This window comes from Paraburkholderia madseniana (genome assembly GCF_009690905.1).
GTDB classification, from domain to species: Bacteria; Pseudomonadota; Gammaproteobacteria; order Burkholderiales; family Burkholderiaceae; genus Paraburkholderia; species Paraburkholderia madseniana.
On record NZ_VOSW01000062.1, the window covers coordinates 1 to 25201 of the forward strand.

General features: G+C 61.8%; 16 protein-coding genes. 1 reads left to right on the forward strand and 15 read right to left on the reverse strand.

The window, feature by feature from the left end:
* From FSO04_RS28680 to FSO04_RS28750, 15 genes are all read right to left on the reverse strand, one after another.
* Positions 1 to 752: TCP-1/cpn60 chaperonin family protein (locus tag FSO04_RS28680; RefSeq protein WP_325063539.1), on the reverse strand; the 752-nt coding region annotated here is incomplete at its 3' end.
* A 68-nt stretch (positions 753 to 820) separates the two neighbouring features.
* Entirely contained in the window at positions 821 to 1660 is an 840-nt protein-coding gene (locus FSO04_RS28685; RefSeq protein ID WP_174825318.1) for a metal-sulfur cluster assembly factor, read from the reverse strand.
* Positions 1657 to 2682 carry an amidohydrolase family protein gene (locus FSO04_RS28690; RefSeq protein ID WP_093632509.1) on the reverse strand — a complete coding sequence of 342 codons (1026 nt, stop codon included), beginning with the start codon at positions 2680 to 2682 and terminating at the stop codon, positions 1657 to 1659. Before FSO04_RS28690 ends, FSO04_RS28685 begins: the two co-directional genes overlap by 4 nt.
* An 81-nt stretch (positions 2683 to 2763) precedes the next feature.
* The gene (locus FSO04_RS28695) at positions 2764 to 3117 is read right to left on the reverse strand and encodes an MmoB/DmpM family protein (protein WP_093632508.1); all 354 of its coding nucleotides are present in this window, start codon (positions 3115 to 3117) and stop codon (positions 2764 to 2766) included.
* Between the two features lie 83 nt (positions 3118 to 3200).
* Positions 3201 to 4286 (reverse strand): aromatic/alkene monooxygenase hydroxylase subunit beta, encoded by a 1086-nt coding sequence (locus FSO04_RS28700; RefSeq protein WP_154564847.1) that lies wholly within the window; start codon positions 4284 to 4286, stop codon positions 3201 to 3203.
* Between the two features lie 62 nt (positions 4287 to 4348).
* Positions 4349 to 5431, reverse strand: coding sequence for an NADH:ubiquinone reductase (Na(+)-transporting) subunit F (locus FSO04_RS28705; RefSeq protein WP_154564849.1), 1083 nt, complete (start codon positions 5429 to 5431; stop codon positions 4349 to 4351).
* A gap of 74 nt (positions 5432 to 5505) precedes the next feature.
* A complete protein-coding gene (locus FSO04_RS28710) occupies positions 5506 to 7176 on the reverse strand; it encodes an aromatic/alkene/methane monooxygenase hydroxylase/oxygenase subunit alpha (RefSeq protein ID WP_093632506.1) in 1671 nt (556 codons plus the stop codon).
* Between the two features lie 467 nt (positions 7177 to 7643).
* Positions 7644 to 7847: a hypothetical protein gene (locus tag FSO04_RS28715; RefSeq protein ID WP_154564851.1), complete on the reverse strand. Its 204-nt coding sequence runs from the start codon at positions 7845 to 7847 to the stop codon at positions 7644 to 7646.
* A gap of 41 nt (positions 7848 to 7888) precedes the next feature.
* Positions 7889 to 8983, reverse strand: coding sequence for a WD40 repeat domain-containing protein (locus FSO04_RS28720; protein ID WP_154564853.1), 1095 nt, complete (start codon positions 8981 to 8983; stop codon positions 7889 to 7891).
* Complete coding sequence (locus tag FSO04_RS28725; RefSeq protein ID WP_154564855.1) at positions 8980 to 10014, reverse strand: CobW family GTP-binding protein; 1035 nt, start codon at positions 10012 to 10014, stop codon at positions 8980 to 8982. Before FSO04_RS28725 ends, FSO04_RS28720 begins: the two co-directional genes overlap by 4 nt.
* Positions 10011 to 10325, reverse strand: coding sequence for a hypothetical protein (locus tag FSO04_RS28730; RefSeq protein WP_233465011.1), 315 nt, complete (start codon positions 10323 to 10325; stop codon positions 10011 to 10013). Before FSO04_RS28730 ends, FSO04_RS28725 begins: the two co-directional genes overlap by 4 nt.
* Positions 10326 to 10356: 31 nt before the next feature.
* Entirely contained in the window at positions 10357 to 11400 is a 1044-nt protein-coding gene (locus tag FSO04_RS28735; protein WP_093632502.1) for an NAD(P)-dependent alcohol dehydrogenase, read from the reverse strand.
* Between the two features lie 414 nt (positions 11401 to 11814).
* A complete protein-coding gene (locus FSO04_RS28740) occupies positions 11815 to 12537 on the reverse strand; it encodes an OmpA family protein (protein ID WP_154564859.1) in 723 nt (240 codons plus the stop codon).
* Between the two features lie 80 nt (positions 12538 to 12617).
* Positions 12618 to 20690 (reverse strand): ESPR-type extended signal peptide-containing protein, encoded by an 8073-nt coding sequence (locus tag FSO04_RS28745; RefSeq protein WP_154564861.1) that lies wholly within the window; start codon positions 20688 to 20690, stop codon positions 12618 to 12620.
* Positions 20691 to 21971: 1281 nt separating this feature from the next.
* The gene (locus FSO04_RS28750) at positions 21972 to 23939 is read right to left on the reverse strand and encodes a YadA family autotransporter adhesin (protein ID WP_154564863.1); all 1968 of its coding nucleotides are present in this window, start codon (positions 23937 to 23939) and stop codon (positions 21972 to 21974) included.
* A 445-nt stretch (positions 23940 to 24384) separates the two neighbouring features.
* Between FSO04_RS28750 and FSO04_RS28755 the strand changes: the two genes are divergently transcribed.
* A complete protein-coding gene (locus FSO04_RS28755) occupies positions 24385 to 25194 on the forward strand; it encodes a response regulator transcription factor (protein ID WP_154564865.1) in 810 nt (269 codons plus the stop codon).
* Positions 25195 to 25201 lie beyond the last annotated feature (7 nt).

Here is a 25201-nt window from a genome sequence, read left to right on the forward strand (position 1 = left end):
CCCCCCCCCATGACCCGCAGCGGCCCTCTGCTGCGCCCCCAACGCCCCTGGAGAGCCGCCACTGCCTCTGCCGACTGCAGCCGCTGATCGGTCATCAGAATGAGCGGATTGTCGAGCACCACCTGCATTCTCTCGATGTCCGTGACCATATGGTGAGAGAGGTAGCCGCGATCGAACGCCATCCCATCGACCACTTCGAGACGGGTTTCGACCGTCGTGCCGTACTCGACATCGACGATGCCATCGGGACCCACTCGCTCGAGCGCTTCGGCCACCATCGCGCCGGTGACCTCGTCATTGGCGGCGACCACGGCCACGGCGCGCACCTCTTCGCTCCCGCGCAGCGGTGTCGCTGCCCGCCTGAGCGCCGCGATCACCTCGTCTACCGCGATCTCCAGCCCCTGAACCAGTTCAACGGGGTTGGCGCCGTCCGCGAGACTGGCGAGACCCTCCTGGACCAATGCATCGGCCAGCACGGTGGCTGTGGTGGTGCCGTCGCCGGCGACTTCATTGGTCTGCTTCGAGACTTCGCGCACCACCTGCGCACCGATGTTTTCGAATGGATCTTCCAGCTCGATCTCGTTGGCGATGCTCACACCATCGCGCGAGATGATCGGCGTGCCAATCGGGCGGTCGATGATCGCATTCATTCCGCGAGGGCCGAGCGTGCCTCGTACCGCTTTGGCCAGTTTGGCGACACCGCGGCCGAGCGCCATGCGGGCCTCGTCGTCGTGCAGCATGATATTCGGCATGATTCATCTCCTCCTGTTGGAATATTCTGGATTGCTACATTTCGAACTGATACCGCAGTGTTGCCGAATTACGCCAGCCCGACGGCCCTCTTCCAGTCGCCGACCGGCACGAAGTGCACGGGCTTGATCTCGACTTGTGGCGCGGCTGCGGCTGCGTCCGCCTCGCCGTACCGCGCCGCCAGCAAGCCGCGACACAACGCACTGTTGAATTCCGCATTGACGCCGACCCGCCGCAAGGCACGCAGGTAGGCGCCAAGCCCATCCGCATCGAGCAACGCACCCTGGCTGTCGACGAAAGCCGCTTCATCGGCCTGCGCGGCACCACTGGCACAGCCTCTGACGACGAAGCGCCGCTCCAGATAGCGTTCCACGAGTCGTCGGCTTGCGGAATCGTCAGGCAAGCCAGCGAGTTCCGCCACGCTCATGCGCACGAGCCGCGCAGGTTCAAGGCCGCGTTCGAGCAGTGACGTCAGGAGCGCTTCCTGTCGCCGCTGAAAAGCCTTGACCATGAAGGTCCGGCGGATGTCCTCGAGTTCACCGCTGGCCTCGGCTCCAAAGGTGTCCTGGAATGACCGCCCGGCCGCCACGCCGCGGTTTATTTCGTCGGCATACATATGTTCGCCGAGTCCGATCGTCACCTTCGTCACCCACGGTAAGCCCGCGACAGCAATGCGCATGTCGTCGGCCATCAGGAAGGCGAAGTTGGCGGCGCACCAGTAAGTCGGCAAGCGGAAGCCAATCTGCACGCCGCCGCCTGCGTCCACCTCCACGCGGGTGACGAAACCCAGCTCGGTCACCGATTCGTCGAGTTCAGGGTCGGCGACCGATGCGAGTTGCGCCCACACCTCGGCGGTCCGATCGACGGCGGCCGTTGCGGCTTTCGCGTTCGTGGCGGCCATGGTATTCATGCCCCGACCGCAGCCGGCTGCCGGACATCCTTCAGCAACTTCTTCTGCGCCTCGACGTCAATACCGTACAACCGCGCCGCGTTGAGCCCGAGAATCTTCTTCTTCGCCGTCAGCGACAGTTGCACGCCAGTTTCCTTGCTGACGGACTCCGGCAATTCGAAGGCCATGAACTTCTCGATCAGCCACTTGGGCGACCAGATGCCGTAGTCGCTGCCGTAGAGGATCTTGTCTTCGCCGATCCAGAACAGCAGCTCCGAGATCACATGCGCGAAGTACTCCGGACGCGTGTGAATGAACGGCAGCACCACCGCAAGACCGCCGTAGACGTTCGTCTCCTGGGTCGCGATCCAGCAGAAATCATCCAGACGCGGCAGGCCGCAGTGCTCGACGATGAAGTTCAGGTTCTGGAAGCTGGTCGCCACGTCGTCGACATCGGCAACGTCGAAAGCGTCGCGATTCAGCGGCAGAATCGTCGGACCCTTGTGGACGTGGATGTTCTTGATGCCGAGCTTCTCGCAGCGCTCCAGGTACTTCTGCACGCTGGGGTCCGACAGCTTGTAACCCTTGCTGTCACCGCGCCACTCCGCCGTGTAGAGCTTGACGCCCTTGATCCCATACGTCTCGGACAGCTCGTCCAGGTAGTCGAGTCCCGCCTCGCCGTCGCGCGGATCGAACGCGCCATTGACGATGAAACGGTGCGGGTGTTTTTTCTTCAGCTCGTAATTTTTCTCAGTCGTGTTGAATCCGTTCTTGTAAAAGTCCGTGAGGTAAGTCGGCTGGCAGATCGCCATGTCGTCGTAACCTTTGACGAACAGGTCGTCATACATGACTTCCGGGCCGTAGTTGTCGAACTTCTCCTTCGGCCACAAATACTCCTTGGGACTCAGGTTCGAGTGATACGCGTAAAAGCAATCGATGAACTGCTGGCCATGCACGTTCTTCAAGTTGGCCTTGCTGCCGTCCCATAGATGGACGTGTCCGTCGATGATGAAGATGTCTTCACCGTCCGTGGTTCGATACATGGCATGTGTCTCCGTAGTTGTTGCGAGCGGCCCGCCCCCGTCAGGGCGGCCGGACGCCTCATCAGATAGCGGGCTGCACGGTCACTCGTAGGCCATCGCGTCGTCCATGTTGCCGAACAGCACGACGGTCTCGTCATCGACCATCACCATCCGCCCATAGTGAGTCGAGGTGGATATCTCGAACAGATGCGGGGTCATCTCCCGGCCCAGCGCTTCGCTGATCTCGCCCATTTTGAATTCGATCTTGCCCTGCCCATCGATCCGGATCATGGCGGGCAGATAGGTCACCGTGATGCCGGGTTTATGGGTCATCAATTCGGCGATAGCACGAGCCTCGACGCTGTCGTTCATCGTGACGCCGCACTGATGGGAAATGGTCTGCTCGAAGCGAACATCTTTCATCGACTTGAAAATGTTGTCGTTATGCACTGACATTGCGTACTCCTCTTCGCGGTTGGGTTGTGCGGTTGGGTTATGCCGTTAGCTTGCGCGGTTGGATCAACTGGGCAAGGAACCCGTCAGGCCTGGAGTCCCAGCGGAAAGTGGACGCCAATCTCTCTGGCGATCATCTCCGCCCGCTCGATCGAACTGTTCAGGCAGTCGTTGAACTGCGCCGTCTTCACATGCGGAATCGACCAGATCGGCTGCAGGTGCTTCGCTGCTGAGGCGGCAAGCGCACCGTGCTTCTCCAGCCACTCGCCGAACAGTTTCCGATTGGCCTCGCCGTGCCTCGGATCGTTGGCCAGCATGTGAAACAGTTCAACTGCATTGGCCAGATTGCGCTCGTAGTCCCCCTCCGCTGCGGACACGACCGTGGGCGTCAGGAAGTCGTTCTGCGAAGCGGCGACCTGCATGATGAAACCGCTGCGGAACAGGTCCGCCACCATCGGCTCGAACACGACATTCACCGCAAAGTACTTCTCGAGGAAATCGGTGGCGCCGCCGATAGCCTCGACGGCCCGACGCGTTTCCTGCCAGATGGGATCGTTCAGCCAATGCTCCTTGCCGGCGTCTAGATCCATATTCGCCAGGTCCAGTGCGATCTCACCCAGGTAGAGCGTCAGGTCCTGAGCGAAGCGCAGCTTGTAGGAGGCGTTGGTCAGGATCGCGCTATTGATCATCTGCGTATAGCCGTAGCGCTGGGCGTGCATGGTGGCGGTGCCGAGGCCGAACTCCGCATGCTTGTACGCGCCAAGATGCTGCTCCAGCACCTTGACCCAGGTCTTATCGAAGCGCTTCACCGCGCCCGAGCGCCGCGCGTTGTTGACGGCGCCGGTGATCATGCCGACGATCGTCGACTGACGCTGGTAATGCGTGCGTTCCCACTCCTCGTCGACCGCACGGAATTTATGCCAGTCCGTGCTTTTGACTGCCGTCCACGTTTCCGAATAGGTCGGCGTACCATCCGCGAACGCGAGAATCCAGTCCTGAAGCAGATAGCGCTTCGGGTCCGGCTGGACATCGACGGTCATGTCCTCGTAGTGGGTCGCCTTGCGGCCCTTGGGTTCGAAGTAGTTGTATTTGCGGCTCTCCGAGCCCGCAAACTGGGCCGCGCCGGCTGCGCCTGACTTCAACGGTGCGACTTCCTGTAGCGACGTGCTCATGTTGCTCCTCCTTCCTCTTTCGGTTATCGGACTTTCGATCTGGCGCGATGCCTTGGCTTCCGTCAGCGAATAGCCTGGGTAAATTTGTCGAAATAGAGCCGCTCGGGCGCGACGCCCGCCATCTGCAGGACCGGCATCACCGCGTCGATCATCGGCGTCGGGCCGCATGTGTACGCGTCGATCTCACCATCCAGCGATTCCTCGCGCAATGCGCGGCCCAGCACTTCGTGAATGAAGCCGGTCGCGCCGGTCCAGTCATCGCCCGGCTCGGCGTCGGAAAGCGCCGGAATAAAGCGGAAATCAGGCAGCCGGTCCTCCAGTTCCGCGAAATCGTCGAGATAGAACAGATCGCGACGGCTGCGAGCGCCGTAGAAAAAACGAATCGGTCGTTCTTCGCCGCTTTGCACGTGATCGTTGAGGATCGACCACAGCGGCGACATCCCCGACCCTCCGCCTACCAGCACCAGTGGCCCCGGTTGCTCCTCGCGCCGGAAACATGTGCCGTACGGTCCCTTCGCCACCAGCCTGTCGCCCGGCTTCAGACCGCCGTCCAGTTGCGACGAAAACGCGCCGTTGGGATACTTCTTGATGATGAATTCGAGCTTTCTCTGACCGTTTGGCGTGCTCGCCATCGAGAACGATCGCGTAATGCCGAGGCCCGGAATCGTCAGGTCCACATACTGACCCGCCCAGAAGCGCAGCGGCCGGGACAACTCCACTTCCAGCAGCCTGATGTCATGCGTCAGCGCGGTGATCTTCGTTAGCGTTGCGTCGTATTCACTCACGGCTATCGAACGGCGCATGAGGTCTTCGTCGTAGTTCAGCAGTTCGACTGTCAGATCGCTGAAGGCGAGCGCCCGGCACAACAGGATGTGATTGGTCTCGCGCTCGTAGTCAGGCAAAGCGAAGGTCGAGTACTTCTTCATTTCGACATCGCCCTCGATCAGCAAAGACTTGCAACTGCTGCACTGCCCCTCCTTGCACCCATGCATCACCGAAATACCCTGGCGAAAAGCGGCATCGAGCACGGTCTCGCCCTCCTCAACCGTCATCTCCACGCCGACCGGTTCGAATCGCACGGTATGAAGTACCTTGTCCTCTTCTGCGTCCGGCATGTCGGCCCTCTTCTCTTGCGTGTCACTCATGTCCATGTCGCCCACCTCACGCTTCTCGTTCGTCCGGGGCAGCCGCACCGCTGCCGCCGGACGACACGGCCTCGTCAGTTCACCGGATTGATCTTGAAACCAGCGCGATACTCGGCGATGTGTTTCTCGCGCTGTTCCGGTGTCATGTTGCGCAGCAGAACGATCGGGCTCTGGATGGTGTGCCCGCGAACATCGTCGAGCGTCCACATGTTCCTGTCATCGAAACGCAGATGCGGTTGCGGCACCAGCGTCTTGCCGTCACTGCGCACGAAGCCGAGATCCTTGATGCAATCGGCCAGATCCCAGCCGTGGTAGCACTCTTCCCATTCGCGGCGTCCGCTGAAGCGTCCCATTGCCGGAGTCGGCCGCCCCTCGTATTCCGAGGCGAACGCCACCTTGTGAGTCCAGCGGCACAACTCCGAGCAGTACGTGTAGAGCTGACCATCGACCTCGTCGACTACGAAGTCTTCACGGATCAGGCACGGCACCAGGCAGCTCCAGCAGCGGTGCGGATACACATAGCCGTTCTCCTGGTCGAACAGCATGTTGGTCTCGCCGGGCACGCTCTTCTTCGCGTACCACTTCCAGAAGTCGCCGAATTCGGCGTACCAGCCCGGGTACTTGTGCTCGAACCACTCGAAGTCTTTTTCGGTCTGCGCTTCGATGCGCCAGAAGTTGACCGGCCAGCCCACGGCAAAGAACTGCGCGACCTTGTGGACATAGTTCTGTTTGACGATGCGATCCCACGCCGCGGCGACATCGTCGTGATGGATCTTGATACCGTACTTTTCCAGCGGCAGCATGTAGGTACGGTAGTAATCCTCATAGATCCACCGGTGCCACAGCTCGGCATACGATTCCTTGTTCTTGTCGCGATCCGCGGTGCCGTATTCGATGAAGGTGCCGATGGCCGCGTCGACGATCGCGTGGTTTTGCCAGAAGGCGTAGCGCAGGTCGCGCTCGAGCAGCAGGTGGTTGTCCGGGTCGTTGATGATCGACATCACCAGCGAATGGCCATTGCCGATGTGCCGGCTTTCATCGGACTGCACTGAAAGAAACACCGTCGGCAGCGCATAGTCGCCGTTGCGTGCGGCTTCCGACGGCATGGCGACAAACAGCGTATTGGTGAATGCCGTTTCAGCGACCACCTGCAGAAACACGTTGGCCGCGGTCACCGCATCGCCGGTGAGGAAGCCTTCGGCGAACTGACGGCCGATGGTGGTGGCGTAGCATTTGCCGAATGCCGCCTCGGTAATATCGAACCCGGCGGGGTCGATATAGTTCTCCATGTACCACTTCTTCAGATTCATCTGGATCGTCGAGTGCCGGAACTCGTCGACCATCTGCATCGTGAAACCGGTTCGCAACTCTTCGCCGGGCGCGAGCCGTCCAAGCATCGCCATCGAACGTGCCGCCGAGATTTCCGGGAACGGGATGATCGCAAGGAACAGCTTCATCCACTCGACCCAGCGCGGCTCGACATTGCGGAACATGTCGCCGCGCAACGCCGCGTCGAGTGCGCCATAGACGCGGTTATCCTTTTCCTCCTGCATCGGAAAATACGAGCGCAGCACCTGCTTCATCGGGTCGCGCGGCGCCTTGCTGATCTTGTAGTCGGTCGGGAAGGTCATCGCTTCCTGGACGTAACTGGGTGTCCAGCCGAGATCGGCGACGCGACGGGCCGCCTCGCCGATACTGATCCCTCGCTGCGAGGTGATCTTGTTTAGCGTTAATCCATCAGACATTGGGCTCTCCTTGTTCCATTTCACGATAACCGTCGTACGGCGACGCTTCGGGGCAGGGCTGGCTCGTGCCGCGGCCAGAGTCAACAACGCGGGTGTAGTCGCGCACGCTAGCGAAAATTGGCGGGAGCAATGCTGAAGGACGTATGTCCAGATTCGTTCTTCATGAACGTGTCTCCTGCCATTTCTGTTTTGCGCTTCGGGACTGCAACGCTTTCCTTGTGACTTGCCTTAATAGAGCGATAAGCGTGCCAGGCAACGTTGGCTCAGGGTTGACGAGGCTGAGCCGTGCAAACAGGTCTTTGTGAAGCCATCAGCGCAAGTGTTCTGTTGTGTTATGCGACATTCGTGTTTGATGGACCTGTCCGATATTGGGACGCATCCCCTGCCGAATAAATAATCTGGTGTACTGATCTAACTTCGTGAATGACGGCCAGGGGAACCGCAAAAAATTCAGGTGCGAACTGCTACTAAAGGCCGATCCCCCCGTGACTCACGCCCTTATAGATCACGCTGGGAGAGTTATCGCCAGGCGGCTTGCCCTCGGCGACAAAGCGCGCGGCGAGGATCATGGCGCCCATGGCGAAATCTTTGCCATAGGCCGCGATCATCGCGTCTGCGAGCGAGCCTAACCGCTCGAAGAACTGGTCCTTGGACGGGTATTGCTCATTCATAGCTGCCTCCTTCCTCGCATGTGATGAATCTCGTTACACGCTCATCCCGGACTTCTGAAGCGGAACAACAGGTCCGGCAAGAACACGAGCGCAAGCTCGCCGGCCTCCGTGCCCAACGCCAACCGCGCGCCGTCAGGGGACCACGCAACGGTGCTGACCGGACTGCTGCCGGAATGCTTGATGACCAGGACATCGCCGCTGCCCGGCTGGCACAGCAGCACCGCGCCGCTGTGGTAACCCACTGCAATCAGCGGATGCGTGGGATGGCAGGCGACCTGGCTGACCGGCGTCTTGCTGGCCACGCCGCATTCGTGCGGCTGGTCATCGCCGCCGGGCGGATCGAACCGCCAGCAGACGGGCCGCAGACCACCGCTCGTTGCAAGAAACCGGCTGTCCGCGGAAAAAGATAGCGATCGAGGTTGCCCCGGGTACCCCCCCATTTCGATGTCGCCACCGTCGGAGAGTCGCCAGCCGTGCAGCGCGTTTTCTTCCATACCGCTCACCAGATAGCGGCCGTCAGGGCTCCACGCGACGGTGCGGTGATAACCGGGCCACGCCAGATGGTGTTGTTCAAGAGTGTCAGCGGACCATAGCGTGACTCCGCCCTTATGCGAGATCGCCACTTGCGTGCCGGTGGGATCGAAAGCGAGGGCCGTCGCAGAGCCGGCTAGTGTCAGACTGCCGGGCTTCGTCCCCAACAAGTGGACCCGGCGGCCGGTTGCATAGGCGCGGACGCCCGCAGGACTCGCGGCGACCAGGTCGATCCACTCGCCGGCCAGGTTCGCCAGGACTTCGCTGGCGCCATCGACGTTCAGGTGGACGAGGCGACCGTCGTCTCCGCCGCTGAGAAATCCTCCAGCAGGGTCGGCAGCAAGCCCAAGGCAGGTACTCTCGTGGACGCTAAAGCGCGCCAGTGGCGTGGGCGGTGCTTGCGCCTGCACGAACTCGACACCCCCGCTCTCGCGCGGCGTGAGCCGTGGCCCGCCTTCCCATGTGCCGGTTGCGAGCGCCAGCGTGCCGTCACCCAGCGCGAAGCCGGCGTATAGCCCGGTGGCGTCCCAGACGGCCGCGACGACGGGCGCCTCCGCCACCCAACGCGCGCCGAGCAACTCGATCAGAGGCGGGGGCGCATTCATGAGTCGATCTCACAGTGTCGGATGCTCTCGCGCAAGCCTCGCCGATCGAGATTGCGCCCGATGAACACCAGCCGGCTATCGCGATGTTCGTCCACTCGCCAGGGCCGGTCGAAGTCCGTGTCCATCGTCATGTGCACGCCCTGGAAGACGAAGCGGCGCTCCGATCCGGCCAGGTCGACGATGCCTTTCGCCCGCAGCAGATCCTGGCCTTGCTCAACCACCAGTTGCTGCAGCCACGAGAGGAAGCGGGTGCGTTCAAGGGGCCTGTCGACGCGCAGCGACACGCTGTCTATGTCGTGACTGTGCCGTCCGCGATGGATGGAAGCGCGAGAATCGACGCGAGAGTCGACGGGAACATAGCGATAGCTGCGGTCGCCACGCGGCAACGCGCTACTCTCGTCTTGCGACGGGGCGAGATGCATACGCTTGAGATCGAACGCACCGCGATCGAGCAGCGTAGCGAGTGGCACCGCACATCTGACACTGGGCAGCAGTTCCGCGGTCGGGTTGATGCGCCGGATTTCCTCCTGTATCGCCGCGAGCCCAGCCATGTCGACCAGGTCGGTCTTGTTGAGCAGCACGATGTCCGCTTGCGCGAGTTGCTCCGCAGCCTCGCGGCTGTCGGAGAGGCGCGCTTGCAGGTGGCAGGCATCGACGACGCAGATCACGCTGTCGAGACGCGTGTGCTGCCGGATGAGATCGTCGATAAAGAATGTTTGCACCACGGGCGCGGGGTCCGCCAAACCGGACGTTTCGATCAGGATTCCATCGAAACCGCCCTTGCGTCTGACGAGCCCCGACACCACGCGAATCAGGTCGCCCCGGACCTTGCAGCAGATACAGCCGTTATTCAGTTCGACGACTTCGTCTTCAGCGCCCACGACGAGATCGCCGTCGATACCGATCGCGCCGAATTCATTGACGATCACCGCATAGCGCCGGCCATGCTGCTCACGCAGAATGCGATTGAGCAGCGTGGTCTTACCCGCGCCGAGAAAACCGGTGAGAACAGTGACCGGGATTCGATTCATTGCCAGCCCCCCTGGTTTGCGCCCGGAAGCGTCGCATCGAGATTGACCAACTCGTCTTCGAGCCGGGCGCGCTCGGATTCGATCGCCTGCAATGCGCGTTCGGCGTCGCTCAGCCGTTCACGCAATTGCGCGATGTTCCGCGTGCCATCGGGCGAGACGCCGTCGCGCTTCTCGCATGCCAGCGCGCACGCCAACTCGATCTCGGCGCCCGCACGGCGGCTCTCGCCGCGCAAGTGGTGGGAGTTGACCTCAGTCAGTGCGATGACCAGTCGCATGCGCTCAAAGAGCCGCATTGCGTCTTGCTGCGCCACGGTGTTCTCCCTTCAGGCCGAAGCCGATCCGCTACGGAATCAGCACCGCACGGCCCTTGATCTTGCCGTGGTGCAGGTCTTTGAGCGCCTGGTTCGCGTCGCTCAAGCGGTATTCCCGGGTCGCCAGATGAACCAGTCCACGGTCGGCCAGCGCCATCAGTTCGACCAGCTCCGGATAGGTGCCGACCAGATTGCCGACAATCGTTTTCTCGCTGGTGATCATGTCGATGGTCGGCAACTCGATCTTCCCGCCATAGCCGACGATGTAATAGAACCCGGCGTTGCGCGTCATGGCGAGTCCCTTGGCGATCGCGTCGCCTTCGCCGACAAAATCGATGACCGCCTCCGCGCCGTTGCCGCCAGTCAACTCAAGCACGCTCTCGACTTCGTTTCCATCGCCCTTGACGGTATGGTGCGCGCCGCATTCCTTCGCAAGCTGCAGCGCGGTCTCGGACCGGTCGACCACGATGATTTCCGCCGCGCACAGTGCATTCAATACCTGAATGCCGATGTGACCCAGGCCGCCGGCGCCGATCACGACCGCAAACTGGCCGGGAAGCAGATGGCGCGACGCCTTTTTTGCCGCGCGATACGCCGTGAGTCCGGCGTCGGTATAAGGTGCGACGTCTTTAGGCGCGAGCGACTTCGGTAGCTGAATCAGCGAGCGTTCGCCGGTCAGCAGATACTGGGCATAGCCGCCATTCGCATTGATGCCGGGAAACCGGCTGTCGGTCGCATGCATGTCGTCGCCGCGGCGGCATGCAAGACAATGGCCGCTCGTCACCAGCGGATGGCAGATCACCGGATCACCCACCTTCACGCTTTCGACGCCGCGTCCGACCGCTTCGACCCAGCCGGCATTCTCATGGCCCATGATGTAGGGCAAAGCCACGTCGACCTTGCTGCGCCATATGCCTTCAACAACGTGAAGATCGGTGCGGCACACACCGGCGCCGCCGATACGGACGATCACGTCGGTAGGGCGTTCGATCTTCGGATCCGCGAACTCTTCGTAGCGCACGAATTCGTCGCGGGACAATGACTCGTCGTACTGATGCAGCACTGCGGCTTTCACGTTTCGCCTCCTCCAATCGTTGTGTTTCGAGTTCGAGCATGTGGCCGGCCACTGCAAGACTCGCCTCGGACGCTTGCGACTTTTTCTATCTCTTTCTGAGCAAGCCCTGTGCCAATGATCCTGAAATCACCAGGAGTGGGCGCGGTCTACACGATGGACAAGGCGCGACTGATACGCACGGAACTCAACGCCAGTCGTGGCCGGCCCGTACTGTCGCAAAATCGGACATAGGGTTAGAGACAGACCGTTGGGTCTGTTTCAAAATGGGACATATCGCATTTGCTGAAGTGTGCGGCTCTTCAAGGCATCGCGCGGCGGAGCCAAGCGTATGGCGCACCCTGGCAGGGCCGCGCGTGTACGCCCAGCGCCGAACGTTCGCTCGTTCATCGCGAGTCGGTTCGGCGCTGAGCCATCTCACTGCGCCCGAACTTCGATGGAAACCCGCCTGTCCGGCTGAAGGCAAGCGATAACTGCCCTGCTCTCGCCGGCTGGACATTGGGTTGTCGAGTCACGGGAGCCCACTCCCGTCGCGTGAATCACCTCACCGTTCAGCCCATGATTGACCATGTATTCCCGTATCGTCTCTGCACGGGCCAGTGACAATGGCTGGTTGAGCGTTTCCGGCCCGAGGCGGTCGGTGGTATGGCCGACTACCGAAATGGATTGAATACCGCTTCGTTGCTTGATACGCGCGATGACCTGCTCGAGGTTGGCCGCGCCGCCCGGCAAGATCGAAGCCAGACTGGACTGCCCAAAGGCAAACAGGGTATCGGTTTGCAGCACGAACTGGGCGACCGTTTGCTCGGACGCGCCCGGCTGCGCGGCCGCTGCAGGCGCGGTATCAGGCACGCCACCGCACGCGAAAGTGAGCCGTCGCGTTACATCGGCGTCGTCATTATCCGCCTGGAGGCGCCCGATCTTCTGCACCGCTCGAACAGGTTCTCCGCGGCATATCTGCTGGGCCACTTTCATACATGTGGCGGGCCCCTCGAAGAGCCCATGACATTCGACCTGATGAAGCCTCGTACCGTCCGCGGCCGTGACCGTATAAGCATTAAACGTCGGCCCGGAGGCACTCGAACATCCGGCAAGCAAAGCAAGGCTCAGCGATAAGCCCCATCCAGAAAGCTGCTTCATTGTGTTCTCCATACTGTTTTTCGTACGTGCGGTTCGGAGCACGATCACGTTGTCCGTACTTGAGCGAAGGCGTCTGCGCTCTACCATTGCATGGCCGCGCCCATCCCGAAGGTCGTGCCGCCGGGACTCATGCCCACACCGGCTTTCATCTTGATGTTCTCGGTGATGCGCGCGGTTCCGCCCAGCGCGACGGCCTGATAGCCGCGGAAACCCGCCGTGCCGATGCCAAATGACAAGGTTCTGTCCTTGTCGACCTCCGGAATCATCGTCAAAGCCGTCGCTGCGGCGATACCGGAATAAGCGTTGCGCGCGACGGAGTTGATGCCCGATTGCAACTGGTCCACCCGTTGATCGGTATAGGCATTCGCCTGCGCGAGCCCGGCATTGAGCTGGTTCACGTTGACTGCATCCGTCCCCTGCGTTCCCGCCGCCACATTCGCCACCTGCCGCGTATCGTTAAGTGCGCCGACAGATACCACGTTGCTGCGGCCCCCGTCCGTGCTATTGGAACCCAGCGCCACCGAGTTATTCCCGCTCGCGGCTGCGCCGACACCCACAGCGGTCGCGCCATTCGCGCTGGCTTGCGAACTGTTGCCGACCGCCGTGCTATTCGAGCCGGAAGCTACCGAGCCCTGCCCGCCCGCCGAAGAATTCGATCCGGTGGACGCAGGTGAAGAACCAGGAGTGGACGAGAAGGGGGCACCGCCGCCGCCGTTTTGATTATTGATCAGCGTGGTCAACTGCGTGGTGACTGCGGCAAGCTGGCTTACGTTCACCGCGTCGGTTCCAGCCTTGCCGGCTGCCACGCCGGTGATCTGCCGATTGCCGATATTGACCTCGCCCGCGGACGACTGCGGACTGCTCAACCCATACGCGATGTAGTTGCTCAACGCGCCAACCGTCGTCACCGATCCCGCGCCTAGCGCAACGCTGTTTGCCATCGACGCGCTCGCGCCTGAACCCATCGCGACCGCATCGATGGCGCTGCTTTGCGCCCCCGAACCGATAGCAATGCCGCCTGCATTCGCAGCCTTTGCGTTCGCCCCTTGTGCGATCGACTGGGCGCCGCTTGCGATGGAGCCGCTGCCGAGTGCAATTGCGTCGGCCTGTGCCGCATTCGAGCTTTCGCCGATTGCGACGCCACCCGGTGCAGTCGAATCGACGATGGCGCCGTTGCCGATACCCACGCCGTTGTCGCCGTTGACCACCGTTGTCGGTCCGACAGCAATCGACTGCGCGCCGACCGCGAGCGAATCCGCCGCCGTCGAGTTCGCGTGAAAGTACATCTGTCCGCTAACGGCGAACGACGACAGCGCGCCGGCAAGCTGCCTGATGGTCACCGCATCCTGCGCCTGCGTGCCGTCCGCGACGTTGGTCAACTGGCGATACGTATTGCCGGTCGCGCTGCCGAAAGATACTGCGCCGAGCAGTGTTTGATCCGACGTGTTGAAGGGAATCGCATGGGTGCCGTTGGCGATCGAACCGATGCCGGAGAGAACCGCGCGGTTGGACACCGAGCCAGAGCCGATGGCGACCCCGCCGGCCACCGATGCGCTCGACAGAGCACCCAGTGCAAGCGCGTTGTCCGCCTGTGCGGCAGCGCCGTTGCCGCCGGCGAAGCTGCTCACGCCGCTTGCGGTTGCCCCCACGCCCGCCGCCAGTGCGTTGGTGCCGGTGGCGCCATCGTTGTTGTAGTTGCCGCCCTGCGTGCCGCCATCGTTGACGCTGTAGTAGTGCGTCTTGCTGGCCGTCACTACGCTGGCGAGGCTGCCGACCGCCTGATCCGTCGCGTAGAGCTGCGAGCCGTTCACCGCGTCGGTACTGGTCGCGCTCACCCGGCCTGCCGCCACGTTGGTCACCGTACGCTCGTTACCTGCGCTGCCCACGCTCACCGTGCTCGTCGGGGCAGTACCTGCGTACGTGTAGGCCGTGCCGTTGATCGTGTCGCCGGTCGTCACCACTGCCGCAGCCGTGGTCGAACCGCTGCCCAGCGCAACGGCATTGGCGTTATTGGCCACCGCGCCCTGACCCAGGGCCGTGCTGTTGGCGCCGGCCGCGGTGGCGGCCACGCCCGCCGCAAGCGCGTTGGTGCCGGTGGCGCCGTCGTCAGCGTAGTTGGCACTCTGAGTACCGCCGTCGTTGACGCTGTAGTAGTGCGTCTTGTTGGCGGTTATCGTCGTGGACAGACTGCTGACTGCCTGATCGGTCGCATACAGCTGCGAGCCGTTCACTCCGTCGGTGCTGGTCGCGCTCACCCGGCCTGCCGCCACGTTGGTCACCGTGCGCTCGTTACCCGCGCTGCCCACGCTCACCGTGCTCGTCGGGACAGTACCGGCGTACGTGTAGGCCGTGCCGTTGATCGTGACGCCTGTCGTCGGCACCGCCGCGGCTGTTGTCGATGCGCTGCCCAGCGCCACGCTATTGGCAAACGTCGAGCTCGCCCCTGCTCCAAGCGCTACGGCGTCCGTGGCGCTACTCTGCGCGCCTGAGCCCACAGCAACGCCGCCCTGGTTAGCGGCATTCGCGTTGGCACCTTGCGCGATCGACTGCGCACCGCTCGCGACTGCGCCGCTGCCGAGCGCCATGGCGTCGGCCGCGGCCGAATGCGTTTGCTGGCCGATTGCGATCCCACCAGGCGCCGTCGTATCGACCACTGCCCCGTCGCCGACACCGACGCCGTTGTCTCCGTTGACGACGGTCGTCGGTCCGACAGCGATCGACTGCGCACCCACGGCCAGCGAATCGGCCGCCGTCGAATTCGCGTGAAAATAGTTCGTGCCCGTCACCGAGAACGATGACAATGCGCCCGCGAGTTGCCTGACGGTGACTGCGTCTTGCGCCTGCGTGCCGTCGGCGACGTTAGTCAACTGACGGTAGGCGGTGCTACTGCCGACGGACACCGCACCCAGCAAGGTCTCGTCGGAGGTATTGAACGGAATCGCGTGGGAGCCGTTGGCGATAGATCCGACTCCGGGCAGAACCGTGCGATCTGAAACCGATCCCGATCCGATCGCCACACCGCCGACGATCGAAGCAGTCGCTTGCAGTCCGAATGCTGTTGCGTTGTTTGCCAACGCCTGGGCGCCGTTGCCCAGTGCCGTACTGCTTACCCCCGAAGCCAGGGCGCCGACACCCGCAGCGAGGGCGTTAACGCCAGTGGCGCCGTCGTCGGCATAGTTGGCGCCCTGTGTACCGCCGTCGTTGACGCTGTAGTAATGCGTCTTGTTGGCGGTTACCGTCGAGGACAGAGTGTCGACTGCCTGATCGGTCGCATACAACTGCGAGCCGTTCACGGCGTCGGTACTGGTCGCGCTCAACCGGCCCGCAGCAACGTTCGTCACGGTGCGTTCCGCGCCCACCTTGCCGACACTCACCGTACTCGCCGGCGTGGTGCCCGCAAACGTGTAGGCGGTGCCGTTGATGGTTGCCCCTGGCGTCCCCACCGCTGCGGCCGTCGTGCTTCCCGCACCCAGTGCCACCGCGCCGGCATTGGTGACCGTGGCTCCGGATCCGATCGCGACACCTTGCGTCGCCGCGGCCGACACCGTAGCAGCGTCGCCGAACGCAACCGAACCGGCATTGTTCGCTTGCGATGCATTGCCGAGCGCGACAGCGCCCTGCCCAGTCGCTGTATTGGCATTGCCGAGCGCCACCGCGCCCTGGCCGTTGGACGTATTGTTCGCGCCCATGGTTATCGCACCGGTCCCGATCGCCGAGTTCGGATCGCCGATGGCGACCGCGCCATTGCCGCTGGCAGTATTGCCAACGCCAATCGACACGGCCTTACCACCTGTCGCCGTTGCCGTCTGACCAATCGCTATGGCACCGGCCGTGTTCGCGGTTGCCCCGGTACCCTGGGCGATCGAATCGCCGCCCGTGGCTTGAGCCCCGTTGCCCAAGGCAATATCGTTGGCCGTCGTCGGCGCGCCATTCACGCCGGCTACCGCATTCAGGCCCTGGGCGATTGAATCGTTGCCGAAAGCATTGGCAGCCGGCCCCACTGCAATCGCGTTGGTGCCAGTTGGAACGCTGTCCGCCAGCACCGAATTGGTGTGGAAATATTTGATCCCGGCGCCATTGTTGATGTTGGAGATCGCCGTGGTATTGACCGATACCTGCTGGTTGGTTGCAAACAGCTGCGAACCGTTCACCGCGTTCGTGCTCGTAGCGCTCAGTTGCCCTGCCGCCACATTTGCAATCTGCCGGTCAGCGCCTGCCGTGCCCACGCTCACGACACCTGCCGGCGCACCGCCGGCAAATGTATAAGCCGTGCCGCCAATGATCGCACCGGTGGTGGCGACAGCGCCAGTTGTCACAGTGCTGCCCTGGCCCAGCGCAACATTGCTGCCGGTCGTACCAGCGGCAATGCTTGCACCCTGGCCCAATACCGTCGCATTGGCATTCCCGTTGTCAGTAGACTGGTTGCCCAGCACCGTGGAGGATGCACCCGTCGCGCTCGCGCCGAAACCACCGGCACTGGCATTGGCTCCGCTCGATACCGGTTGTACTGCCGTCACACTGTTGTTCGATACAAATGGACCAGACTGGCCGTTGACGATAGACGTCAGATTCTGGTTCGTTGCAAACAATTGCGACCCATTCACAGCGTCCGTGCTTGTTGCGTTCAACGCAGCCGGCGCCATGTTGGTAATCGTCACCGGGGACCCGGCTCCCACTCCGCCAGTCGCACCGAGGGTGATCTTCGTACCACCAGCCGCGTCGTATTTGACCGCGATATTCGCCGTGTTATCGATATTCGTGTTCAGCGCAGTCAAAGCACCCGCAACCGTCGTCTGCGCCGAGGGTCCGGTTACGGCTCCGGTACTGCTGACGCTGTTGATCGGCTGACTAAAGCCAGTGAGATTGCCGGTAGCTGCGCTATAGCTTGCGCCGCCGCCTAATGTGCTCGCCGTCGACGTGCCCAGGTTATTGACGCCGGTGACGACGGTATTCAGCTGCGAGCCGTTGATGGCATCGGTGCTGGCGGCCGAAATCACGCCCGCCGCCACGTTCTGCAGTTGCCGCTCCTGCCCCGCCGAGCCGACCGACACCACGCCGTTGGCCGCGCTCGCGATGCCGGCCGCGGTGCCGCCGTAAAGGGCAGTGGTACCCGCATGCGGCGCTGCAGTTGTACTTCCCGCACCCAGCGCAACGTCATTCGCGTTGCTGGCCGACGCGTTCGGTCCGATCGCGACACTGTTGGCGCCCAGCGCCTGGCTGTCCGGTGCACTCGAGTTAGCGTGGAAGTACTTGATGCCCGGCGTCGTGCCGCCACCGGTCAAGGCGTTGACCAGATTCTGCACCGAGGTATAGGTATTGCCGCCGTAGCTCAGGCTGGTGGTCAACGCACCGGTCGTGGTGTTATAGGTGCTGCCACCGCCCAGGCTGGAGGCCGCACTGTTGCCCAGACCGGTCACCTGGCCGCTCAGCGTATGGCCCACGTTGTACAACTGGCTGCCATTCACCGCATCGGTGCTGGTGGCGCTCACCTCGCCGTCGGCCAGTTGGGTAATCTGGCGCTGACCGACCGCCACCGCACCGTTGGTCGGCGCCTGGCGCACGGTGAAAGTCTGGCCGTTCACCACGGCATTGGCCGTCGTGTAGGTGGTGGTCGCGTCCGCTCCGTTGCTGGTCGTGCCGTTACCGAGCGCGACATCCCCCGCGCCGTTGGCCACCGCCCCCGAACCCACCGCTGTGCTGTTGGTGCCGGTCGCCGTTGGCGCCGTATATGTGGTCGGATTACCGGTGATCCACCTGTTTGCCGCCGAGGTGGTCGAGCTGGTCAACTGACTGACGTTCACCGCATCGGTTGGATTGACCCCCGCGGCGAGGTTGGTGATAGTGACGCCGCCCGCGGGTGCGCCCACGCCGCCGGTCGCACCGAGGGTGATCTTCGTGCCACCCGCCGCGTCGTACTTGACCGCGATATTCGCAGTGTTATCTATATTCGTGTTCAGCGCAGTCAAAGCACCCGCAACCGTCGTCTGCGCAGTAGGTCCGGTCACGGCCCCGGTACCGCTGACGCTGTTGATCGGCTGGCTAAAGCCGGTGAGATTGCCGGTGGCTGCGCTATAGCTGGCGCCGCCGCCTAATGTGCTTGCTGTCGACGTGCCCAGGTTATTGACGCCGGTGACGACAGTATTCAGTTGCGAGCCGTTGATGGCATCGGTGCTGGCGGCCGAAATCACGCCCGCCGCCACGTTCTGCAGTTGCCGCTCCTTCCCAGCCGAGCCGACCGACACCACGCCATTGGCCGCGCTCGCGATCCCGGCCGCCGTGCCGCCGTAAAGCGCAGTGGTGCCCGTATGTGGCGCTGCCGTTGTACTGCCCGCACCCAACGCGACGTCGTTCGCGTTGCTGGCTGACGCGCCGGCACCCAGCGCGATCGCACGGGCCTGGTTGGCCACCGCCGAATCGCCAAGTGCCAGCGCGCTCGCGCCGTTCGCGTTGCTCGCGTTGCCCAGCGCGACGGCGCCTTGACCATTGGCGGTATTGCCGTTGCCCTGCGCTACCGCGCCATCGCCCGTGGCGGTATTGTTCGCACCCACAGCGACAGCACCATTGCCGGTCGCGGGATTGGGATCGCCAATCGCGACCGCGCCGTTGCCGCTGGCGGTCTGCGCCTGACCGAGCGCCACTGCGCCCGCCCCGCCGAGTACCTGTGAGTTGTGCCCGCCGGCGAACGAACCCGCGCCGGCTGCGGCAGCGACGGTGCTGCTGTCGCCGATGGCGACCGTGGAAGCGGCGAGCGCACGTGCGCCATTGCCTATGGCAGAGGCATTGGTAGCGTTAGCCGTCGCTGAGGTACCCATGGCGACGGCATCGGTATTGGCTTCCGTCTGGGCCGAATCGCCTATCGCAATGGACGAGGAGCCAGCCGAGCTCGCGCCAGAGCCAATCGCAATGGCGCGGATGCCCGACGCCGCGGCGCCCGCCACCGTCGCTGGGGCAGACGCGCCGCCTTCCGCGACAGAATCCGCTCCGCCCAACGCTATCGCATTAGCACCACTCGCATTGGAGCCGTTCATCATGCCGAGCGAGTTGAGCCCTGAGGCGGCGGCGCCCGCCCCCAATGCCACCGCATTCTGTGCCGTGGCTTTGGACACTGTGCCGGCGGCCAGCGAAGAGGGACCGGATGCAGTCACGTCCGTGCCAATGCCAATCGCACCCGCCGCCGTTGCGCCCGTGCCTGCGACGGCACGCGGCCCAAGATAAACGGCGTTGAGGCCGCTTGCGATGGATTGAAAACCGACTGCGACAGCATGCGTCCCGGAGGCTGTGGCGATATAACCCATCCCGACGGCTCCAGGCCCGCTCACCACCGCCTGGAAGCCAATCGCGGTGGCATAGTCAGCGTTCGAGGTAACGTCGGTGCCAATGGCAATGGACGATATCCCCGTCGAACCGGTACCCGCGACGGTGCGCGCTCCCAGATAAACGGCGTTGACACCAGTGGCACTGGCTCCCGAGCCAACGGCTACACCGTTGGTTTGCGAACCGGTGGCTCCGCTGCCCAACGCGACGACGCCCGACGCGGCAGCGTTGGCGCTCGCGCCCAGTGCAACGCCGTTATCTCCAGTTGCTTTCGCCAAGGGGCCGACGGCAGTCGACTGGTTGCCGCTCGAGACGACGTCAAGGCCAACACCGATGGCCGACGTTCCGGTAGCGGCGACATCCGTGCCAATGGCAATCGCCGACTGTGCGGTCGCGCCGGTACCCCCGGCGCTGCGCGCACCCAGGTAGATAGCGTTGGTAGCACTGGCAATGGCTTGAAAGCCAACGGACAAGGCATTAAGTCCCGTACTGTTGGCGGCATAACCTACCGCAGTGGCTCCGCCTCCAGAGGCCGTGGACTGAAAGCCCACGCACGTGGTGCTGCCGCTATAGAAGTTGAAGGGTGCCGTAGCGCAGCTCACCTGCGCCTGCGCCTGCGCGGCCCACCCCCCCAAACCCATCAACAACAGTACGGTGACGACACGCGGACTGGAACCGTGCAGCGCCGAAGCACCATGTTCACCATGCTCACCGCTGCGCCCATCGCATAGGGAGGCAGCCGCTCCTGACTTTCCCTTGCCGCGCGACGTGTCCAACTCCGAAGCGGCTACGAAGGCGCCCAGCGCCTTGTTCCAGATGGTCCGATATGCTTTGTTCATGTCGTTGCCTCACCAGATAATTGAAATGAGAAGTTCATAAGCACGAGCGTGTGCATGCACCCTAATTACTAAGGATGCCTATTTATAGTGTTTAAGACGTCTCGCTACGGCGCGAGTTGCTTTAGCGCTGGAGCTTCGGCAAGTTGTTTCCGCCCTCGGTGAATGACGAATTCTGAGCGCGAGCGAATACCCACGCAGACGATGTAATTCGCATGAGTAATTAGGCGATGAGGGTCGGTCCGATGGCCGGCTTTCGGCGGAGCTGGCCGCTGATGCGTTCGACGAATGTCTGGGTTATGAAGGTCCGAAGGGGAGACGTAGAGGAAAGGCGGTCGCGTGGCGGAGCGCCAATTGCCGGCCAGGCTGATGCGCTTTCTTCGCCGAGCCAGTGCCCGGCTCTGTTCCGACTGGGATATTCATCGTTACTGCCCCTCAGTAGCCTGTTGCAACGTTCCCTCGGCTCGTGGCATGACAAATAGTCTTGCGCCAGGCTACACGCACCGCTTTTCTTTCTCGCAACATCTTGAGCACTATGTGAGACGAAGACCGCCAAGCTATTCGCATCGAATGCGACATCTCTCTTTATTAAATCGTGTAATGAAAAGAAAGTTAAGTGCTCGCAGGGAACTTTCTCATAGGTCTTTTAATTTGTCTACAAAAAGCCTTTGCGACATCTGGGCATTGCAAAATTTAACAATTGGTGAGCCATGAACCTATTGCGAATTCGCCTTTGGACTGCGTCACGCTCGACGCGGCATGGTGTTTGCATTGCGGCCATAAATCGCTGCCAGCGGGCTGCCGGGCCTTGCTGCGAAAGTCATCGATGCGCGGAACGTAATTTATTTCATAATCCTTTCAACGCCATACAGATTAAATACGCATCGGGATTTCCTTACGGAAAACTAAGGATTTCCTGTACTTTTCCCGGTATTTTTTAAGTCAGTTTTGTGAAACAATTCTTATTAATTAAATTCATGCAAGACAGATAACGAAGACTCTTCCAGTCTCGCCATTGTTCTCACGCCCTTGTGAAAGCCAGGGAGTGAAAATGAAATGGAAATTCATTCGATACTGCTGTGTTCCCAGCCGCTTCTACTCCTTCAACGTCCGCCCGCGCCGACTGATTCGTTTTTCGCAGAAGCAGGAGCGGGATTGATCGACGCGTTTTCATTTCGTGCCACTTCGCACTTTTATTAACATGCTCTTCCTCTGCAACTTTCCCCGGCGCTTCGCCCGCTGCCGCGACACAAGGGCGGCGGCAGCGGGATACCGACAAATCACTTACCAGCGATAGCCAACGCCCGCGCCTGCACCCACGGAACCGTGACCAGAAACACCCGTAGTAATCGAGCCTTTGACCATCCACTTTTGCGTCGCGACCGACAGACCCAGAGCCATCGCAGACTGCCCGCCGTAGCTGCCGGCTCCGAGTGCTACAACCTTCTCACCCGGCAACACAGCTTGCGGCAAATTCGCCATGGCGATTGCGGACGCTGTACCCGCGCTCGCGTCACGGCGATATTTCTGCATGTCATCGCGAACGCTGTTGATTGCGCCATTCAACTGCCGCACGTTGACTGCATCAGTCGGAGCCGTACCGTCTGCAACGTTGGTAATCTGACGCTCAGCACCCGGCGCACCGACCGAAACCGTGTTGTCCCGGTCTGCAACTGAATTTGCACCCAGGGCAACCGAATTATTCGCGGTGGCCTGGCTGTTGGTGCCGATTGCGGTCGAATCCGTGCCTGTGACTTTGGAATTCGTGCCGATGGCGGTTGCACGCAAAGCCGTGACTGTCGAGTTCGTGCCGATTGCCGTACCATCTTGACCCGAGACATTCGAGCCGTTACCAACAGCCGTTCCGTTGGGAACGGATACGACCGAATTGTTACCAACTGCCGTACCTGTCGGGTCTGCAACCGTGCCATTCGAGCCGGATGTCGAAATCCTGTCGACCGTGGTTGTGATTGACGCCAGATTGGTCGAGAGTGCCGAAACCTGCGAAGCAATTGAGAAAAGCTGCGAGCCGTTCACCGCGTCCGTACTCGTTGCGCTAATCTGCCCTGCGGCGACATTTTGCAACTGGTGTTCCTGACCCACCGCGCCGATACTCACGACACCGGTCGGCGTCGCGCCTGCGAAGCCACCGAAGGTGACACCGTTCAGCGTGACGCTACTCACGTTCGTCGCCGCACGCGTAACCGCTCCGGAACCAAGCGCCGTCGATTCAGCGGTCGAAGCCGCGGCTGCGTTACCGATCGCGATTGAATTTGCGCCTGTCGCTTGCGCGAGAGTGCCCAGCGCAACCGCATTGGCCGATGCGGCGTTCGCATTAAATCCAATCGCGACAGAAGTAATTGCTGATGCGGTTGAAGACTGACCAATTGCAATAGCCGATCCCCCGCTCGCCAAGCTTGAGTTGCCGAGCGCCGTCGCGCTGCCGCCGCTTGCCGTCGCTAAGGGACCAACTGCCGTGGCGCTGTTGGTGGTTGCGTTCGACCCGGCCCCTAACGCTACGGAATTCACATCAACTGCCGAGGCATTCTCACCAATAGCGATTGCGTTCTGGGCAGTTGCCTGTGCGCGGGAAACTGCAACGCTACCGATCCCGGATGCAACGGAATCCACACCTATGGCCGTAGCGTCACCTGCACTCGCGTTCGCCTGAAAACCCACCGCCGTGCCGCCCGCGGCTGAACTATTGGTGCCGACCGCCGTTGAGAACTGAAAAGTAGTGTGTGCCTGAGCACCAATCGCAGTCGAGTTAGGATTCGCCGCGCTCGACCCACCGCCGAAAGCTACTGCTTGGTTGCCGGTTGCGACCGAATTTGCGCCAACTGCCGTGGCATTCTGGCCGCTTGCAGTTACCGTATCACCCAGAGCGGTTGCGGCCCCGCCCTGCGCTGACACATTAACGCCAACAGCAGTATTCTGGCTTGAGCCGTCGGCACCAGCCGCAGCAACGAAACCACCTCCGCCAGTACTGGCGACCGGCGCCGTTGCACCACCAATCGTTACGACGGTAGTTCCGGTTTCACCGCCCACTGCAAGGTTGTCCGCATGCGCATATCCCGCCGACAGCATGAGTGCTGTCAATACAGCCAGCGGCACTTTGGACGTGAGCGGACTACCACCCTGCCCCATTTCCGTTTGTCCCGCTTCGCCCTGCACGCCGCGCTGCGTCTCGGCTGCCGCGACCAGCGCGCCAACTCGACGATTCCAAACCAACTTATATCTGCTTTTGTTCATTACGTTCCGCTCTCGCTTGTCTGATGATCAATAAAGGGATTCATATCCGGTCTCCGTCACGCTCAATTTGATGAGTCTTTGGCTTGCCCGCGCCGTCTGTTTTTCCCGGCGTGCCGTTCGATAGCGCCTGTCGCTACAAGGCGCCGATCGCCGCAGTCAAACCGCTGATGTCCACGGCTACAAATGTTTGAATTAGCAACTTTGTGTAAGGACGCGAGGAATTATGGGCAGCGTTACTGCCGCAATCGTTTTGCTCGAGGGACGAAATGCTTTGCCGGAGGGAAAATTCTTTTGCTATCCGTGTGGAAACCGCTCGATTTAAATTGAATTAACAATCTGGTACGCTTCGCGGCTTTATGCTGGCGACCGATCCCCGCGAGCCTCAAGCTGAGCAATCAGCCGCCGTTATCCAGGAACGTACCCGTCAGCTCCTTTCGCCTACACGATGTCGCCCCGAAACACTGCCCTCACGGATGCCCATCTTCTTGTGGTAGACGACCAGCCGGACCAGCTTCGATTGTTGATTGACGTATTGCGCAATGCTGGATGCCGGATCAGCGTCGGATTCGACGGGTCACAGGCTTATCAACGAGCACTGGCGATTTCACCCGACCTGATCCTGATGGACGTACGGATGCCGCGGATGGACGGATTCGCCGCCTGCCGGCTGCTTGCCGCTGACCCCCGCACCTCTGCGATTCCCGTCATATTTCTGACCGTGGCTGGGGACCTTCACGATCGGATCAACGGTCTGGAAATCGGTGGCGTGGACTACGTACTCAAGCCATTCGAGGCGGACGAGGTACTTGCACGGATTCGCGTACACCTCGCCCGGACGCGCGGCAATCGGCACACCGACGATGAGGTATCCGCTTCGGACTTCACAGGCAACAGCGTCATCGTTCGCGCGGCCATTCGACATTTGTCGCAAAGGCTGAACGATGCGCCAACGGTCGAACAACTCGCCCGCCTCGTGGGGACCAATGAAAAACGACTGTCGCGTGCGTTTCGGGACAACCTTGGCCAAACAGTATTCGAGTATCTCCGCGACGAACGCTTGCGGATTGCACAAAAGCTATTGAGCAGCACGCCGTTGAGTATCGCAAGCATCGCCGAAGAAATTGGCTTTTCCAGTGCCGCGAATTTCGCCACGGCGTTTCGCGAGCGATTTGGTATGCCCCCGTCAACCTATCGGGAGGAATTTCGCAGTCGGGATCTGGCTGATACCGTGGAAACCGCCCTCGAGGCAGAGTAACGACATC

Excerpts from the sequence above, each read along its gene's own strand:
- FSO04_RS28685 (WP_174825318.1), bottom strand. The coding sequence starts at position 1,660 with ATGAATACCATGGCCGCCACGAACGCGAAAGCCGCAACGGCCGCCGTC.
- FSO04_RS28690 (WP_093632509.1), bottom strand. The coding sequence starts at position 2,682 with ATGTATCGAACCACGGACGGTGAAGACATCTTCATCATCGACGGACAC.
- FSO04_RS28695 (WP_093632508.1), bottom strand. The coding sequence starts at position 3,117 with ATGTCAGTGCATAACGACAACATTTTCAAGTCGATGAAAGATGTTCGC.
- FSO04_RS28700 (WP_154564847.1), bottom strand. The coding sequence starts at position 4,286 with ATGAGCACGTCGCTACAGGAAGTCGCACCGTTGAAGTCAGGCGCAGCC.
- FSO04_RS28705 (WP_154564849.1), bottom strand. The coding sequence starts at position 5,431 with ATGAGTGACACGCAAGAGAAGAGGGCCGACATGCCGGACGCAGAAGAG.
- FSO04_RS28710 (WP_093632506.1), bottom strand. The coding sequence starts at position 7,176 with ATGTCTGATGGATTAACGCTAAACAAGATCACCTCGCAGCGAGGGATC.
- FSO04_RS28715 (WP_154564851.1), bottom strand. The coding sequence starts at position 7,847 with ATGAATGAGCAATACCCGTCCAAGGACCAGTTCTTCGAGCGGTTAGGC.
- FSO04_RS28720 (WP_154564853.1), bottom strand. The coding sequence starts at position 8,983 with ATGAATGCGCCCCCGCCTCTGATCGAGTTGCTCGGCGCGCGTTGGGTG.
- FSO04_RS28725 (WP_154564855.1), bottom strand. The coding sequence starts at position 10,014 with ATGAATCGAATCCCGGTCACTGTTCTCACCGGTTTTCTCGGCGCGGGT.
- FSO04_RS28740 (WP_154564859.1), bottom strand. The coding sequence starts at position 12,537 with ATGAAGCAGCTTTCTGGATGGGGCTTATCGCTGAGCCTTGCTTTGCTT.
- FSO04_RS28745 (WP_154564861.1), bottom strand. The coding sequence starts at position 20,690 with ATGAACAAAGCATATCGGACCATCTGGAACAAGGCGCTGGGCGCCTTC.
- FSO04_RS28750 (WP_154564863.1), bottom strand. The coding sequence starts at position 23,939 with ATGAACAAAAGCAGATATAAGTTGGTTTGGAATCGTCGAGTTGGCGCG.
- FSO04_RS28755 (WP_154564865.1), top strand. The coding sequence starts at position 24,385 with ATGTCGCCCCGAAACACTGCCCTCACGGATGCCCATCTTCTTGTGGTA.